The organism is Streptomyces sp. NPDC093591 (assembly GCF_044764885.1).
In the GTDB taxonomy this organism is placed as follows: domain Bacteria; phylum Actinomycetota; class Actinomycetes; order Streptomycetales; family Streptomycetaceae; genus Streptomyces.
On sequence record NZ_JBIWIY010000001.1, the window covers coordinates 312,661 to 329,938 of the forward strand.

At 70.3% G+C, this 17,278-nt stretch carries 12 protein-coding genes and 1 pseudogene; 12 read left to right on the top strand and 1 reads right to left on the bottom strand.

What is annotated here, in order from left to right:
- From ACIREI_RS01355 to ACIREI_RS01370, 4 genes and pseudogenes are all read left to right on the top strand, one after another.
- Positions 1 to 435 (top strand): annotated as a pseudogene (locus tag ACIREI_RS01355) (hypothetical protein); the annotation flags it as partial.
- 116 nt (positions 436 to 551) lie between these two features.
- Complete coding sequence (locus tag ACIREI_RS01360; protein WP_403325981.1) at positions 552 to 1,268, top strand: class F sortase; 717 nt, start codon at positions 552 to 554, stop codon at positions 1,266 to 1,268.
- Positions 1,269 to 1,375: 107 nt separating this feature from the next.
- Positions 1,376 to 3,280: a molecular chaperone HtpG gene (gene htpG, locus ACIREI_RS01365; RefSeq protein WP_403325984.1), complete on the top strand. Its 1,905-nt coding sequence runs from the start codon at positions 1,376 to 1,378 to the stop codon at positions 3,278 to 3,280.
- A gap of 98 nt (positions 3,281 to 3,378) precedes the next feature.
- A complete protein-coding gene (locus ACIREI_RS01370; protein WP_403325985.1) occupies positions 3,379 to 3,789 on the top strand; it encodes a VOC family protein in 411 nt (136 codons plus the stop codon).
- 76 nt (positions 3,790 to 3,865) lie between these two features.
- On the opposite strand, the gene ACIREI_RS01375 is transcribed toward ACIREI_RS01370, so the two are convergent.
- The gene (locus ACIREI_RS01375; protein ID WP_403325988.1) at positions 3,866 to 6,109 is read right to left on the bottom strand and encodes a glycosyl hydrolase; all 2,244 of its coding nucleotides are present in this window, start codon (positions 6,107 to 6,109) and stop codon (positions 3,866 to 3,868) included.
- Between the two features lie 239 nt (positions 6,110 to 6,348).
- Between ACIREI_RS01375 and ACIREI_RS01380 the strand changes: the two genes are divergently transcribed.
- From ACIREI_RS01380 to ACIREI_RS01415, 8 genes are all read left to right on the top strand, one after another.
- Positions 6,349 to 7,845 carry a Y4yA family PLP-dependent enzyme gene (locus ACIREI_RS01380; RefSeq protein ID WP_403325990.1) on the top strand — a complete coding sequence of 499 codons (1,497 nt, stop codon included), beginning with the start codon at positions 6,349 to 6,351 and terminating at the stop codon, positions 7,843 to 7,845.
- A complete protein-coding gene (locus ACIREI_RS01385) occupies positions 7,842 to 9,176 on the top strand; it encodes a pyridoxal-phosphate dependent enzyme (protein WP_403325992.1) in 1,335 nt (444 codons plus the stop codon). The genes ACIREI_RS01380 and ACIREI_RS01385 overlap by 4 nt, the downstream gene beginning before the upstream one ends.
- A 4-nt stretch (positions 9,177 to 9,180) precedes the next feature.
- Positions 9,181 to 10,401 (top strand): aminotransferase class V-fold PLP-dependent enzyme, encoded by a 1,221-nt coding sequence (locus ACIREI_RS01390; protein ID WP_403325994.1) that lies wholly within the window; start codon positions 9,181 to 9,183, stop codon positions 10,399 to 10,401.
- Positions 10,402 to 10,496: 95 nt separating this feature from the next.
- Entirely contained in the window at positions 10,497 to 11,264 is a 768-nt protein-coding gene (locus ACIREI_RS01395) for a class I SAM-dependent methyltransferase (protein ID WP_403325996.1), read from the top strand.
- Positions 11,265 to 11,455: 191 nt separating this feature from the next.
- Positions 11,456 to 12,586 carry a GNAT family N-acetyltransferase gene (locus tag ACIREI_RS01400; RefSeq protein ID WP_403325998.1) on the top strand — a complete coding sequence of 377 codons (1,131 nt, stop codon included), beginning with the start codon at positions 11,456 to 11,458 and terminating at the stop codon, positions 12,584 to 12,586.
- A 154-nt stretch (positions 12,587 to 12,740) separates the two neighbouring features.
- Complete coding sequence (locus tag ACIREI_RS01405; RefSeq protein WP_403326000.1) at positions 12,741 to 13,982, top strand: DegT/DnrJ/EryC1/StrS family aminotransferase; 1,242 nt, start codon at positions 12,741 to 12,743, stop codon at positions 13,980 to 13,982.
- Positions 13,983 to 14,053: 71 nt separating this feature from the next.
- Positions 14,054 to 15,790 carry a DNA polymerase/3'-5' exonuclease PolX gene (gene polX, locus ACIREI_RS01410; protein ID WP_403326003.1) on the top strand — a complete coding sequence of 579 codons (1,737 nt, stop codon included), beginning with the start codon at positions 14,054 to 14,056 and terminating at the stop codon, positions 15,788 to 15,790.
- A 198-nt stretch (positions 15,791 to 15,988) separates the two neighbouring features.
- Positions 15,989 to 17,272, top strand: coding sequence for an ABC transporter substrate-binding protein (locus ACIREI_RS01415; protein ID WP_403326005.1), 1,284 nt, complete (start codon positions 15,989 to 15,991; stop codon positions 17,270 to 17,272).
- Positions 17,273 to 17,278: the final 6 nt, after the last annotated feature.

Genomic DNA, 17,278 nt, shown 5'->3' on the forward strand with positions numbered 1-17,278 from the left:
GACGGGGGCAAGCACGACGAGGGAGGCAAGCACGAGGAGGGGGGCAAGCACGAGGAGCCCCGTGGCGGGATGCGCACGGGCGGCGGAGCGCTGGCCGCCCTGCACAACGACGACGACTGGGGCGGTGGCAAGGACCCCAAGCACGACCCGGACAGCTACCGGAGCAAGGACGGCGGCCACGACGAGGACTCCTGGGGCGGCGACCACGACAAGGGGTCCTGGAAGGAAGACGACCACGGGAAGGACTCGTGGGGCGGTGGCCACGACGAGGACTCCTGGGGCGAGGACCACGGCAAGCCGCACGGAGGGATGCACACCGGAGGCGGCGGTCTCGCCTCGCCGGGTGTCACGACCGGCGGGCTGGCCGCGCTGGCGGTCGCCGGCACCGGCCTGTACGCGCTGCGTCGCAAGAAGGCACCCGGATCCGCGTCCTGACCCATGCCTGACCGCATGACCGCTGTGGCCGCCGCACGTGCGCCGCGCGTCGCGGCGGCCCCGCCCGCCCTCCCGTCCGCTGTGTCCCCAGCCGTGCCCCAGTGAGGTGGTGCCCGATGGCCGCCGGCCGTTCCTCTTCCCCCGATGCCGACCCGGCCCTCCACGACGCCGGTTCCGTGGCCTCACGGCGGATAAGGCGCGCAGCCGCGGTGACGTTCTGGAGCGTGGTCGCCGTCATCACACTGATGGTGACCCTCCCGGACGGCCGGTACGAGGAGCCCGGAGGCCGCTCCGCCCCGCACGCTCCCCCCGCGGTCGAACCGCACACCCCGTCGGCGGCCGAGTCGTCCTCGCCCGCCCGATGGCATGTGGGCAAGCATCTGCCCCGGTCCCGGCCGACCCGCCTGCTCATCCCCAAGATCTCGGTCGACGCGCCCTTCACCGACCTCGCCATCGGCAGTTCGGGCCAGCTCCAGCCCCCACCGGCCCACGACACCAACCTCGTCGGCTGGTACGCCAAGGGGGCATCCCCCGGTGAGACGGGCACGTCGATCATCGCCGGACACGTGGACACGGCGACCTCCGCCGCGGTGTTCGCGAACCTCAGCGAGCTGAAGAAGGGGGACCGCTTCCAGGTGGAGCGGGCCGACGGGCGCAGCGCGTCCTTCGTGATCGACAGCGTGGAGACGTTCGACAAGGACAGCTTTCCGAGCCGGCGCGTGTACGGCGACACCCCCCGGGCCCAGGTCCGGCTCATCACCTGCGCGGGGGACTACGACCGGCAGGTCAAGGACTACACCGCGAACCTGGTCGTCTTCGCCCACCTCGCCTGAACTCCCTGGCCCCGCTGTTTCCGCACCGCGCCACTCCGCGCCGACCTCGTGTCTTACAGTGACTGCGACCAGTTCCGGTGACTGAACCTGTGAGGTAGTCGCGAACCATGCCGACCGAGACGTTTGAGTTCCAGGTAGAGGCCCGTCAGCTGCTCCAGCTGATGATCCACTCGGTCTACTCGAACAAGGATGTCTTCCTGCGGGAGCTCGTCTCCAACGCCTCCGACGCGCTCGACAAGCTGCGCCTGGAGAAGCTGCGGGACGACTCCCTCGACGCCGACGTGTCAGACCTGCACATCGAGATCGCCGTCGACAAGGAGGCCCGTACCCTCACGGTGCGGGACAACGGCATCGGGATGTCGTACGACGAGGTGGGGCAGCTCATCGGCACCATCGCCAACTCGGGAACGGCCACGTTCCTCAAGGAGCTGCGGGAGGCCAAGGACGCGGCCGGGGCCGAGGGGCTCATCGGCCAGTTCGGTGTCGGCTTCTACTCCGGCTTCATGGTGGCCGACGAGGTGACGCTGGTGACCCGGCGGGCCGGCGAGAGCCAGGGGACCCGCTGGACGTCGCGCGGCGAGGCCACTTACACGCTCGAGACCGCCGAGGACGCGCCGCAGGGCACGTCCGTCACGCTCCACCTCAAGCCCGCCGACCCCGAGAACCAGCTGCACGACTACACCTCCCCGTGGCAGATCAGGCAGATCGTCAAGCGGTACTCCGACTTCATCACCTGGCCGATCCGGATGGTCCCGGAGGCGGCCGAGGGCGACGGCGACACCCCGGCCGAACCCGAGACGCTGAACTCCATGAAGGCCCTGTGGGCGCGTTCGCGCGACGAGGTGTCCGACGACGAGTACCACGAGCTGTACAAGCACATCAGCCACGACTGGCGCGAACCGCTGGAGACGATCCGGCTCCAGGCGGAGGGCACCTTCGAGTACCAGTCGCTGCTGTTCATCCCCTCGCACGCCCCGCACGACCTGTTCACGCGGGACTTCAAGCGCGGCGTCCAGCTGTATGTGAAGCGCGTCTTCATCATGGACGACTGCGAGGCGCTGCTGCCGCCCTACCTCCGCTTCGTCAAGGGCGTCGTCGACGCGGCGGACCTCTCGCTCAACGTCTCCCGCGAGATCCTCCAGCAGGACCGGCACATCCGGATGATGCAGCGCCGGCTGACGAAGAAGGTCCTGTCCACGGTCAAGGAGTTCATGACCAAGGACAGCGACCGCTACGCCACCTTCTGGCGGGAGTTCGGCACCGTCCTGAAGGAGGGCCTGGTCACCGACTCCGAGAACCGCGACGCCATCCTCGCCGCCTCCTCATTCGCGACCACGCACTCGGACGACGAGCCGACCACGCTGGCGCAGTACGTGGAGCGGATGAAGGACGGCCAGGACGACATCTACTACATCACCGGCGAGTCCCGGCAGAGCATCGAGAACTCCCCGCACATGGAGGCGTTCCGGGACAAGGGCATCGAGGTCCTGCTGCTCACCGACGCCGTCGACGAGGTGTGGGTCGACACCGTCGGCGAGTACGAGGGCAAGCGGCTGCGCTCCGTCGCCAAGGGCGAGATCGACCTGGACGCCAAGGGGGACGAGAACACCGACGACGAGCGGGAGAAGCAGGCCGAGGAGTACTCCGGTCTGCTCGGCTGGATGGGCGAGCAGCTGGACGAGGACATCAAGGAGGTGCGCCTGTCGACGCGGCTCACCGTCTCTCCGGCCTGCGTGGTCTCCGACGCGCACGATCTGACCCCGGCCCTGGAGAACATGTACCGGGCGATGGGCCAGGAGGTGCCGCGCACCAAGCGGATCCTGGAGCTCAACCCCGGCCACCCGCTGGTGAAGGGCCTGAACCAGGCGTACAAGGAGCGCGAGGACCGCACGGAGCTCGCCGAGTCCGTCGAACTGCTCCACACGCTGGCGGTGCTCGCCGAGGGCGGCCAGTCCAAGGATCCCGCGCGTTTCGTGAAGCTGGTGGCGGACCGGCTGGAGCGCACCTTGTAGGGGGCGCCGTAGGCCATGTGGTGGTGTGCGCGGGCCGTTGTCAGTGGCCCGCGCTACCTTCCTTGAAGTCGGCCTGTGGCCCTATTCCTGGAGGATTCATGGCCTCGCGTCTCAACCCGTACATCACCTTCGCCGGTGACGCCCGGCAGGCGATGGAGTTCTACAAGGAGGTCTTCGGCGGCACTTTGGTGCTCAACACCTACGCCGAATTCGGCCAGAAGGACACCCCGATGGCCGACAAGATCATGCACGGCATGCTGGAGACCCCCAGCGACTTCACCCTGATGGGTGCCGACACCCCGACGGGTGATCACAACCCGGGCAACAACATCTCCGTGAGCCTCAGCGGCGACGACGACGCCGAACTGCGCGGCTACTGGGAGAAGCTGTCCGACGGCGCCTCAGTGACCGTGCCGCTGGAGAAGCAGATGTGGGGTGACGTCTTCGGCATGTGCACGGACCGCTTCGGCATCACCTGGATGGTCAACATCGCAGGGCAGGGTGGCTGAGGGAGCGCGTCAAACGCACGGTCATCACCGCGGAACGGGGGGTTCCGGGCCCGGTGGTCCGGGCCCGGAACCTCCGTCACAGCGTGGTCAGTTCGTAGAAGCCCCTGCCGAACGTCGCGGCCACCAGACGATGGTGACCGGCGTCGTACTCGATGTCGTCGACCGGCACCTGCGGCATGCCCCGGCCGAGGCGCAGCCAGTGGGGGACGCCCGTGACACTGGTGAACACGCCCTGGTCGGTGGCGATGTAGAGGATGCCGCCGCGGGCGACGACCAGGTCGTTGACGGGGGCCGCCGGGAGGTTGCCGGACAGGTTCCGCCAGTGCCGGCCGCCGTCCGTGCTGCCGTACACATGGGGCAGCGGGGAGCCCGAACGGTAGCCGGAGTGTGTGGTCCAGACGCGGTCGGGGTTCTTCGGGTCGACGACCACCCGGGTCACCCAGGGCAGTCCCTCGGCCAGCTTCGTCCAGGTCGCCCCGAGGTCCCTGGTGACCCAGACGCGGCCGTCGTCCGTGCCCACGTACACGGTGCGTCCGTCGCCGGCCGGGGCGATGGAAGTGATCGTCCCGTAGTTGGTGTAGATCGGGTCGGGGCCCGGGCCGCCCGACAGGTCCGGACTGACCGGCCGCCACGTCTCGCCCCCGTCCGTGGAGCGGTTGAGCACCTCCGAGCCGTAGTAGAGGATCTTCGGGTCGCGCGGGTCGAAGACCACCGGGGTGAACCAGTTGCGGCGTTGGTACGTCGTCCGGTCGGCGAAGTACGTGAGTGTGTCGCCGCCGTCGGTGGAGCTGAAGCAGTTGCCGTACTGGTAGCAGGCGAAGACGTTGTTCACGTCGGTCGGGTTGATCAGGTTCTCCTCGCCGTCGCCGCCCAGGTACTCGTTGAACGACTCTCCGCCCCAGGAGCGCAGGGAGCCGTTGTCCTGGGCGCCGCCCGAGATCCTGGTGACGTCCTGCGGGCTGATCGCCGCGCTGTAGAGCTGGGTGTACGGCTGGTGGCGTGCCTTGACCCAGCCGCCGTCGCCGTTGGCATCGGAGCGGTAGACGCCTCCGTCGTTGCCTATGTACACGCGGCCCGGGCGGCGTGGGTCCCACACCATGGCGTGGTGGTCGACGTGCAGGCTGGTGTCGTCGGCGCTCCAGGTGCCGCCGCCGTCCTTCGTGGTCATCAGGGGGACGCCGGCCACATGCACGTGCTCGCTGTCGCGCGGGTCGATCCACACCTTGCCGAACCACCAGCCGAAGCTGGACTGGGAGCCCGTGAGGTCCGCGTTGGCAGGAGTGCGCGTCCAGTTGTCGCCGCCGTCGGCGGAGGCGTAGAAACCCTCGAAGGGACCACTGGCCTTGTTGGCGATCGCGTAGAGCTTCTCGCCCGCCACCGCCAGGCCGATACGGCCCACGTCGGGGCCCTCGGCGGGCAGTCCGCCGCCGAGCCGCTGCCAGGTCGCGCCGTCGTCCGTGCTGCGGAAGACGCCCGAGCCGACACCGCCGTACGTCCGCAGCTCGGGTGTGCGCCGGTGGTCCCACAGCACGGCGTAGAGCCGGTCGCCGTCGATGACGATCTCCGTGGCGCCGGTGAACTCGTTGGCGCCGGTGAGGATCCGCTTCCAGGAGGAGCCGCCGTCCTCCGAGCGATAGACGCCACGGTCGCCACCGCCGTTGTACAGCGAGCCGGCCGCGGCGACATAGATACGGCGCGGGTTGGCGGGGTCGACGGTGATGGCACTGATCGCGCCGGAGTCGCGCAGCCCGATCGGCGTCCAGCTCTTGCCGCCGTCCCGGCTCCGGTACAGGCCCGTCCCCTCGTAAGTGATGCTCCCGCCCCCCGGATTGGGCTCACCGGTGCCCACGTACAGGGTGCCGTCGGGGGCGGTGGCCACCGCGCCCATGGCCTGGGTCCAGCTGTCGGGCCACACCGAGTGGAACGTCGCCCCGGCGTCGGTGCTGCGCCACAGCCCGCCGCTCGCGGCGGCGGCGTACAGGGTGTCGGCGCGCTTGGGGTCGAGCGCGAGGGACACGATCCGTCCGCCGATGTTGGTGGGGCCGATGCCCTTCCAGCGTCCGCCGACGGTCGGCAGTGCGCGGGCCTGCGCGGCGGCGAGGTCATGGGCGTGGCGCGGCATCGACTCGCCCGGCAGGGTCTTCTGGAGGTAGCGGTACTCCGCGGGGGCGGCCGGCCCACGGACCGGGCGGTAGACATCGGACGGACCGGGCGGCGCGGACGTTCCGGACGGCGGTGCCGGCGCGGCGGTCGCGGGCGCCGCGAGCAGCGCCGCTCCGGTGACCGCGGCGAGAACCAGTGACAGCAGACCTCTGCCCATGCAGCCTCTTCCATCGTCATGGTCATTTCAATTCCGCAATGACGGTACGAGAGAAGGAAGTTGAGCAAAAGGGTTGGTGATGCACCCCGTGGGTTCCCGCCATCTCTCGACGTACCGCCCACTGCGGCAGGTACGGGGCGTAAACCACTCGGAGGAAGGGAAAGGAGCTATACGGCGAACCGCGGGGAGTGATCGGCAGTGCCCGGGAGGTCGGGCCCGAGTGCTGGGGAGGGCCAGGCATGGGCGGGCAGCCCCTGTATCTCGAACCGCGGCTGGAGTCGCGATCGCGCTCGTTGCTGCACTCCACGCAGCTGCTGCACACGCTGACCGACGCGCTCGGGTCGCCCTTGAACGTGGTGGTCCCCGACCAACTCGCCGACAATCTCCAGCAGTTCCGCTCGGTGTACGGCACCCACCACCTGTCCGGCCAGGTCTACTTCGCCCACAAGGCCAACCGGTCCAGCGCCCTGCTGCGGCGGCTCGCCGCCACGGAAGCCGGTGTGGACGTCGCCTCGCTGGAGGAACTGCAGCACGCCCTCGGCGCCGGCCTCACCCCCGACCGGATCACCGCCACAGGGCCGAAGAACCCCGAATTCCTGTGGCTGGCGGCCCGTACGTCGGTCACCGTCAGCCTCGACACGCGTGGCGAGCTGGAGCAACTCGCCACGCTGGTACGCAAACACACGCTGCCCCGCGCCCGCATCCTGCTGCGGCTGTCGGGCTTCGAGACGTCTGGCGTACGAGTGCTGAGCCGGCGGAGCCGATTCGGCACCCCGGCAGGGGAGTCGGAACCTCTCCTGGAGGCCGTCGAGCGGCACGCCGACGTGGTCGACCTGGTCGGCGTGGCCTACCACCTGGACACGACGAGCCTCACCGAGAAGGCCACGGCGCTGGAGGGCTGTCTGCGGGTGCTGGAGGAGTGCCGCAGCCGCGGGCTCAGGCCCAGGGCCGTGGACATCGGCGGCGGGTTCGGCGTCAACTACCTCGCGCACGGCGGGCAGTGGGACCGATACACGACCGAACTCACCGAAGCCGTGCTGGGCACCCGCCCGCCCCTGACCTACGGCGGCCACGGCTACGGACTGCGCAACGAGGCCGGCACCCTGCGCGGCACGCTCGGCCTGTACCCCGCCCACCGCCCCGTCGCCGGAGCCCGCTACCTCGACGAACTGCTCTCGCACCCGGCCGCGTCCCTGGGCGGCCGCCCCCTGGCCGCCCTGCTCCTGGAGCACCTGTACGACCTGCACACCGAACCCGGCCGAGCCCTCCTCGACCAGTGCGGACTGACCCTGACGAAGGTGCTGGAGGTGCGCGAGGGGGAGGCCCGCGGCCCCCTTCTCGTACGGCTGGCGGCCAAGGCCGACGACGTGGCACTGGAGGAGCACGGGGTGCTGATGGACCCCGTCGTCGTCCCACGGGACCCGGCGGCGGCAGGCGCAGGCACAGGGGCGGGGGTCGGCGCCGCTGCCGAACCGGTCGCCGTCCATCTCTTCGGCAGCCTCTGCCTGGAGACCGACCTGATCACCCGCCGCACCGTCTTCCTGCCGCGCCGCCCCGAGCCGGGCGATCTGCTGGCGTTCGCCAACACGGCCGGCTACTGCATGGACTTCCACGCCACCCGTGCCCAGCACCAGCCCTCCGCGCGCAAGGTCGCCGCCTGGCAGGAGGGCGACACATGGCGCTGGTGCCTGGACGACCAGTACTGGCCGACCACACCCGTGGGGGGAGCGCAGTGAGGTACGACAGCATCACCGAGGCCATCGGCAACACACCGCTGGTGCGCATCGACCCGGCCGTGCACGGCCTCAGGCACATCGACCTGTACGCCAAGCTCGAACTGCTCAACCCCTTCGGATCGGTCAAGGACCGGGCCGCCTGGAACATGGCGCGACCACACCTGTCCGGGGCGGCCGAGGACGGCGGCCAGGTGGTCGAGCTGTCCAGCGGCAACACCGCCAAGGCCCTGGCCGTCCTCGCGGGCATGCACGGCCTGACCTTCAAGAGCGTCACCAACCGGATGCGCATCCCGGAGATCAAGGACCTGCTCCTGCTGCTCGGCGCGGAGATCGAGGAACTCCCCGGCCAGAGCGAGTGCCTGGACCCGACCGCCACCGACGACCCGCTCACCCTGTTCCACCGCACCCTCTCCGCACCCGACAGCACCTATCTGCACACCGACCAGTACTTCAACCCGCGCAACACCGAGGCCCACTTCACCGGCACCGGACCGGAGATCGTCAAGGACCTCGACGGCCGGGCCCCGGACTGGTTCATCGCCTGCGTGGGCACCGCCGGCTCGTCCACCGGCGTCGCCCGCGCCCTGCGCGAACACGACCCCGCCGTACGGGTCGCCGGTCTGGTCGCGGCCAAGTCCGACTTCATCCCCGGCATCCGCACCATCGACGAGGCGCACGAGGTGGGCCTGTTCGACCCCGGTACCTACGACACCATCGAGGCCGTCAGCGCCGACGAGGCCATCGAGGGAATGCTGACCCTCAACCGCCGCTGCGGCATCCTGGCCGGCCCGACCGGCGGGGCCGCCTACTTCGGAGCCGTACGCCAACTGCGCGCCGCCGACCAGGAGTTGACCGAGGAGGAACCTGCGGAGCGGCGATCGGCTGTCTTCATCGTCTGCGACCGCGTCGAGAGCTACCTCAGCTACGTCCGGCAGCGGCGCCCCGACCTCTTCGGCCGCCCCCGCCGCCAGAACTCGCCGGCCGACCTGTCGGACGCCGAGATACGCACGGCACCGGCCATCGGCGTCGCCGACGCCCAGGCGTGGATCGCCACCGGAGAGCCACTCGTCGTCGACCTGCGCAGCCCCTACGCCTACGCCGCCCTGCACATCGACGGCTCGGTCAACATCGTCGACGAGCTCTTCGAGGAACTCCTGCACGGCGGGCTGCCGTTCAGCCGCAACCGCCCGGTCCTGCTGGCCTGCCCGGTCGGTGAGAAGTCCGCCCGCTACGCCGCCCTGCTGACCCGGATGGGACACCCCGACGTCCGCAGCCTCACCGGCGGTGTCATCGCCTGGCGCGACGCGGGCGCACCCCTCGTACGGGACTGACGCCATGACCGTACCCAGGACGCACACCACCCAAGACGCCGCCCTCATCGAGGAGTTGGGGGAGTGGCAGCGCGCTCTGCGCGCCCAGTTCCCGATCATCACCGCACACCCGGAGCTGGCCTACCTGGACAGCGCCGCCACCGCCCAGAAACCGCAGGCCGTCCTCGACTCCGTCCACACCTACCTCACCACGACCAACGCCAACGCGGGACGCGGCACCTACACCTGGGCCAACCGGACCACGTCCCTGGTCGAGCAGACCCGCGACCGGGTCCGGCGGTTCCTGGGCGACCCCGCCCCGACTCGGTCGGCCGTGCACTTCACCAGCGGCACCACCGAGGGGCTGCGCGGCATCGCCCGGGACTGGCTGCCCGGGCTCCTCGCCGACGGCGACGAGATCGTCGTCCCGTTCGCCGACCACGAGGCGAATATCGCGCCCTGGCTGGAGACCCAACGGCAACTGGCGCGGGAGGGCGTCCACATCCGCGTCCGGCCGATGCCGTACCAGCAGGCGTCCGGCGACTACGACCACACCGCGCTCACGGAACTGGCCGGTCCGCGCACCCGGTTCGTCGCCGCCAGTCACGTCCACCACGTGTACGGCGGCGACATGAACATCCACCGCATCCGCCGGGCGGTCGGCCCGGACGCGGTCATCTGCCTGGACGCCGCCCAGAGCACCGGCCATCTGCCCGTGTCCGTGGCCGACCTGGACGTCGACTTCGTCGTCTTCTCCGGGCACAAGGCCATGGCGCTGCCCGGCACGGGAGCGGTCTGGGCCCGCCAGGCGCGCGGCCCGGAGTTCACACCGGGCGGCTGGTCCGGCACCCCCAACACGGTCGGCATCGCCTCCCTCGCCGCCGCCCTGGACTGGCTGGACGCCGCCGGCACCGACCGGATCGAGCAGTGGACGGTCGCCCTGGCGGCCCGGCTCACCGACGGGCTGCGGCACCTCGACGCGTACGAGATCCTCGGCTGCCAGAGCAGCCTGGCCGCCGACTCGTCCGTACAGCGGCGCCAGGGCATCGTCACCTTCCGCCACCGTGCCGTCGACTCCGGTGACCTGGGCTTCATCCTCTTCAGCCACGGCTTCATGGTCCGCTCCGACCAGCACTGCCAGGGCAGCGCGGGGGAGCGGACCGGCTCGGTGCGGGTGAGCCTGCACGTCTACAACACCGCCGAGGAGGTCGACCGGCTGCTGGCTGTCCTTGCCACCCTCGGGTGACGTACCGCCATGAGGGGTAATGGGAACCGTTTCCATCTTGTAGTGTCGGGCCAAGAGGGTGAGACAGGCGCGAGACGGCGAGGTGGCACGACCGGATGGGGCTGAGCCTGGCGACGGCGGAGCGATGGGTGGAGCGCTGGGAACGCCAGCAGCAGCGGTACGCCGTGGACCGTGAGGAGCGTTTCACGGTGATCGGCGACGTGGTCGAGCAGACCGTGGCGGGCGGCCCGGCCAGGCCGCTGGTCGTCGACCTCGGCTGCGGTCCCGGATCGCTGGCGGCCCGGCTGGCCCGGCAGTTGCCGCACGCCGACATCGTGGGCGTGGACATGGATCCGCTGCTGCTGGAGCTGGCCCGCACCCACCACGCGGACGCGGCCCGCTATGTCGACGTGGTGATCGGCGAGGAGGGCTGGACGACGGCCCTGCGGCTGGACCGCCCGCTCGACGCGGCCGTGTCGACGACGGCCCTGCACTATCTGGGCGTGGACGCCCTGTACCGCGTCTACCGGCAGCTCGCGGCGCTGCTGCGGCCCGGTGGCGTCCTCGTCAACGGTGACCACTTCCCGCACGACGACGCCCGGCTCGCCGAACTCACCGGATGCGTCGGTCGCCGCCACGCCGAACGCGGGCAGGCCTTCGCCCACGAGGACTGGGCCTCCTGGTGGACGGCCGTCGCGAAGGATCCCGAGCTGACCGACCTCCTCGCCGAACGTCGCCGCCGGCAGCCGCAGGGCGGTACGGCGGACAGCGCGGCGCGCCTGTCGGTGTCCGCGCATCAACGGCTGCTGCGGCAGGCGGGGTTCGGGCACACCGGAGTCGTCTGGCAGTACGGCGCCAGCCATGTCGTCGTGGCGATCCGCTGAGCGTTCGTCGTCGGTCGGCCCGGTGCGTACCAAGCACAGCTAAAGGTTCCTGCAGGCGCCTTGACAGCGTGCGTACTGTTTCGCGACGTTTGAGCCTCGCCGCAAAGTTCGCCGCAAAGTTCGACATGGGGGAAATTGTGGCGAGGCGCTAAGAACGCGTCCTGGGGGGACTTTTGGGGGGAGTGGTCGCCGTGCGGTCCAACAGCGCCATCACGATTCACAGACCCGAGGAACTGGACGAGTCGCTGCGCCGGGCGTGGCACCGGGCGATGGACGAGTCGCCCGAGTACGCCAACCCTTTCCTGGCGCCGGAGTTCGCCGTCGGAGTCGGCAGGCACCGGGGCGGGGCGCGGGTGGCGGTGCTGCACGAGGACGGGGAGGCCGTCGGCTTCCTCCCGTACGAGCGCACCGCCTTCGGAGTCGGGCGGGCCATCGGTCTCGGCCTCTCCGACTGCCAGGCCCTCGTGCACCGTCCGGGCGTCACCTGGGACCCCCGGGAACTGCTGCGGGCCTGCGGGCTGTCCGTCTTCGAGTTCGATCACCTCGTCGAGGAGCAGAAGCCGTTCGGCCCGTACGTCACGGGCACGTTCGCCTCTCCCGTGCTCGACCTGAAGCCCGGCGAGGGCGACTACGCGCGGTGGTTACGCGCCGCGTACCCCGGACTTGCCAAGACGACGCTGAAGAAGGAACGCCGCCTGGGCCGGGACGTGGGCGAGGTGCGGTTCGTCCACGACGAGCGCGACCCGCGGGTGCTGCGCACGCTCATGCGGTGGAAGTCCGCCCAGTACCGCAGGACGGGGCGGATGGACCGCTTCTCCAGGCCGTGGATCGTCGACCTCGTCGAGCACCTCTTCCAGGTTCGCGAGGAACACTTCACCGGCATCCTGTCCGTGGTGTACGCCGGTGACCGGCCCGTCGCCGCGCACTTCGGGCCGAGGTCGCGCACGGTGTTCGCGGCCTGGTTCACCGCGTACGACCCCGAGTTCGGCTACTACTCGCCCGGACTGATGATGCATCTGCGGATGGCCGACGCCGCGGGCCGGGACGGCGTGACGCTCATGGACATGGGGCGCGGCGAGAAGGAGTACAAGGACTGGCTCAAGACCCGTGAGCTGCGGGTGGCCGAAGGGTTCGCGGTGCGCCCGCACCCGGTGGCGGCGGCCCACCGGATGTGGCGCAGACCCGTGCGCGGCCTGAGAAACACGGTCCTGGCCCACCCCGGGCTGCGCGAGCCCGCCGACCGGCTGCTGAAGACCGTCGGCACCTTGCGTACCTCGAGCCCGACCCAACTGCCGGGCATGGGAGGGGCTCGCGCCCGCTGAGCGGGGTCCGCTTTCGTCACGCGTCACGCGTCGGCGCCGTATCCACGGCCCCTCGCGGTCTCCAACCCCGCGCTCCACGGCCTCGATCGACGCCCGCGAGCGTGCCCGCCCGCCTGCCTCGGGCGGTCCTTCCTCGTACCCTTCCACGGAAGAGGTGACCATGCCGTACGGATCGCGGCTCGCCGCGATGATGACACGGCGCATCGGACGCGAATGCGTCTACACGCCCTCGGCCCGACTGGCCCTGTATCTGGCGCTGCGGCGCTGGTGCCGGCCGGGCGCACGGGTGCTGATGTCCCCGGTCAACGACGACGTGATCCTCTTCGTCGTCCTCGCCGCGGGACTGCGCCCCGTGCAAGCCCCCGTGTCCCAGTGGGACGGCAACATCGACCCGGCCGCCGTACCGGAGTCCACCTGGCGCAACGTGGACGCCGTCCTGACCACGAACCTGTACGGCATGCCGGACCGTGTCGCCGAACTGCGGCGCCGCTGCGACGAGTTGGGCATCCCGCTGATCGAGGACGCGGCGCACGCCATCGGCACCCATGTCGACGGCCGGCCGATCGGGACCTTCGGCACGGCGGCGGCGTTCAGCCTGTCCAAGCACGTGGCGGCGATGGCCGGCGGTTTCCTGGCCGTCGACGACGCGCGCACCCGGCGGGAGCTGGAGCTGCTGCGCGACGATCTGCTGACCCCGCGCCGTCTGCGTGCCGACCTGGCCACCACCCTGCGCCCGCTGGCCCGGTCCGCCGTACGCTCGCTCCACCTGGCGCGTCCCGTGTGGCGCACGATGCAGCGCCTGCGGCTGCTGGAGCGGGACGACTTCCGCATGGCCCTGCACGCACCCCGCCTCGCCGGCAGCGCATGCCACGCGCCGAGCCTGGCCGCCTACGAGCCCTGGGTCCGGGTCGACCTGCACGGCTTCCGTACCCGCCACGGGGCCCTGGTCCGGGGGCAGTTGGAGCTGCGGATGGCTCTGCTCGACGGCGACCTCGCCCGCCGCAGGGCCGGTGTCGCACTGCTGTCGGGCACCCCCTGGGCCACCCCCGCCCTGCGCGAGCGGGCGGGCGACGGCCCGCCGCCCCTCTTCCGGGTCCCGCTCCTCGTCCATCACCGCGACGCCCTGCTCGAACGCCTGGTGAACCACGGCGTGGTCGCGGGATACGTCTACGACCCGCCGCTCGACGACTACGCCGGTGCCGAGTTCGTCGAGCCGTCCCCCGACCCCTCCGCCGCCCGCTGGTTCGCCGCGCACACCCTGCCGGCCGACCCCCTCCTGGCCCGCAGGATCACGCATGCCCTGACCAAGGAGCGGGCGGCCACCGCACACCCTCTGCTCCCGACCACCCCCGTGTTCGACACCGCGGCCACGCCACCCACGCCCTTGGGCCAGTAGCGGAACGGGCGGCTCGCCCGATCGGGTTCCGGCACCGAGCCGCCCTGCCCCACCTTGCCTACCCTGGAGGTGTGGCTCGGTCCAACGACGAGGTCGCCGCGCTGTTCCAGGAGTACGCGGATCTGATCTCGATCACCGGAGGAGACGCGTTCAGGGCGCGTACCTACGAAAAGGCCGCCCGGTCGATCGGCGGCTATCACGCCGACGTGTCCACACTCGACGTCAAGGGGCTCCAGGAGATCCCCAACGTCGGCAAGTCGACCGCCCAGAAGATCATCGAGTACTTCGGCACCGGCCAGGTGTCCTCCGTCGAGGAGCTCCGGGCGAAGATCCCCGCCGGCGTCCGGCAGCTGACGGCGATCCCCACGCTCGGCCCGAAGAAGGCCCTGGTCATCTACCAGGAGCTGGGCATCTCCACCACCGAGGAGCTCGCCGACGCCATCCACGAGGAACGCCTGCGAGACCTGAAGGGCTTCGGGCCGAAGACGGAGGAGAACATCCTGCACGGCATCGGCCTGCTGCAGTCCTCCGGCGACCGTGTCCTGATCGACGTCGCCATGAGCCTCGCCGAGGACATCGTCGCGGAGATGTCGCAGGTCACCGGCTGCACACGCTGCTCCTACGCGGGATCGCTGCGCCGCGTGCGCGAGACCATCGGCGACATCGACGTCCTCGTCGCGGCGAAGAAGTCCGCACCCGTGATGCGGGCCTTCACCGAGCTGCCGTACGTCTCGGAGGTCATCGCGCACGGGGAGAAGAAGACGTCGATCCGCACCAGCAAGGGCCTCCAGGTCGACCTGCGGGTCGTACCGCCGGACTCCTGGGGCGCGGCGATGCAGTACTTCACCGGCTCGAAGGCGCACAACATCCGCACCCGCGAGCTCGCCGTCCACAAGAAGCTCAAGCTGTCCGAGTACGGACTCTTCGACACCGAGACCGGCGAGAAGATCGTCTCCGAGACCGAGGAGGACGTGTACGCCCGGCTCGGCCTGCCGTGGATCCCGCCCACCCTGCGCGAGGACCGCGGCGAGATCGCGGCCGGGCTGCGCGGCGAGCTGCCCGAGCTGGTCCAGGAGCGGGACATCCGGGGCGATCTGCACACCCACACCGACCTCACGGACGGTCTCGCGCCGCTGGAGGAGATGGTCGCCGCGGCCGCCGAGCGCGGTTACGCCTACTACGCGGTCACCGATCACGGCCCCGACATGGCCATGCAGCGGATGACCGACGAACGGATCCTGGCCCAGCGCGCACGCGTCCGCGAACTCGACGGACAGTACGGCAAGCGGGGAAAGCGGGCCGGCATGCGCGTGCTGCACGGCGCGGAGCTGAACATCGGCCCCGACGGCGACGTGGACTGGCCGCCCGAGTTCCTCGCCGGCTTCGACCTGTGCGTGGCGTCGGTGCACTCGCACTTCAACCAGGGGCGCGAGGCGCTGACCCGGCGGTTCGTGCGGGCCTGCGAGAACCCGCACGTGAACATCATCGGCCACCCCACCACCCGCATCATCGGCAAGCGCCCGGGCATCGACGCCGACCTCGACGCGGTCTTCGCCGCCTGTGCGCGCACCGGCACCGCCCTGGAGATCAACTCCCATCCGGACCGGCTCGACCTGCGCGACGAGGACATCCTGCGGGCCAGGCGGCACGGCGTGAAGTTCGCCGTCGACAGCGACGCCCACGCCGTGATCCACCTCGCCAACCTGCGCTACGGCGTGGGCACGGCGCAGCGCGGCTGGCTGACCAAGGACGACGTGATCAACACCTGGCCGCTGACCCGGCTGCGGCGCTTCCTGGACAAGGGCTGACCTCCGGCGAAGGTCCTCCGAGGGTGCCGAGTGCGGCCGACTCTCGCTCGTGTTCGAGTCGTGCAGGTTGAAACTCGTGGGAAACAAGGTCTTGTAGCGAGATTTAACGAGGGTTAGTTTAACCGTCACTCGAAGCCGGGCCCGGGCTCCCGAGGGCTGTTTCCTGCGTGTTCGCCCTTTTCACCGAGGAGTAGTGCCATGTCAGTTGGCAAGGTCCAGATGTCGCGCCGGGGATTCCTCGGCCTCGGAGTCGCGGCCGGGGTCGTGACGCTCACCGCGTGCGGTTCCGGCAGCGGAAGCTCGAGCGGCCCGCTCGTCATGACCGTCTGGGGCGGCGACGCCGACCGCAAGACGTACCAGAAGCGCATCGACCTGCTGGTGAAGAAGTACCCGGAGCTGAAGGTCAAGCTCCAGCTGATACCCAGCGACCAGTACCCCCAGAAGGTGCAGACGATGATCGCGGGCGGCAGCGGCCCGGACATCATGCAGGTCGCCGAGAGCGTCAACACCTACTCCAGCAAGAACCAGCTCCTGGCCCTCGACGACCTCGCCAAGAAGGCCGGCCTCGACACCGAGAAGCGGTTCGGCCCGGTCGGCTCCATCTACACGTACGAGGACAAGCTGTACGCGATCCCGGACCGCTCCGGCGCGATCACCGTGTACTACAACAAGGACCTGTACGAGAAGAAGGGCATCAAGGCGCCCACCGCCGAGTGGACCTGGGACGACGCGCTCGACGCCTTCAAGGAGCTCACCGTCCCCGGCAAGCAGTGGGGCTACACCGGCGCCGAGTGGTATCCGCAGTGGTGGAGCCTCGCGTACCAGAACGGCGGCACCATCATCGACGCCGACGGCCGCCCCGCCGTCGACAGCGACGAGGTCGTCGAGGCGCTCCAATGGGCCGGCGACCTGGTCTTCAAGCACAAGGTGGCGCCGAGCAAGGCGGACTACGCCGACATGGGCTCCGAGGTCGGCGGCGACCAGGCCTTCCCGATGCAGAAGTGCGCCACGCACGCCAACGGCTTCTGGGTCACGGCCGGTCTGACGGACGCGAAGTTCGCGTGGGACATCGCGCCGATCTGGCGCGGCAAGAAGCAGGCCGTGTCCGCGTTCGGCAGCGGCCTGGCCATCTCCCGCACCTGCGAGCAGCGTGACAACGCCTTCAAGGCGATCGACTTCCTCACCTCGGACGCGGCGCAGCGGCAGATCATCGACGACGGCGAGGACGTGCCGGCCAGCCTCGCGGTGCAGCAGAGCCAGGCGTTCCTCAAGCCCGCGTGGATGAAGAACGACGTCAACATGGGGGCGTTCGCCGAGTCCAGCGACTTCATCTTCCGCGCGCCGTTCATCCCCGAGTGGAACGAGATGATGTCGGCCATCGACGCCGGCCTCGCCGACTTCTGGCTCGGCAAGGAGAGCGCCAAGAAGGCGCTGACCGCCCTGCAGAAGGACCTCGAGTCCATCATCAAGTCCGCGGGATGACCGGCG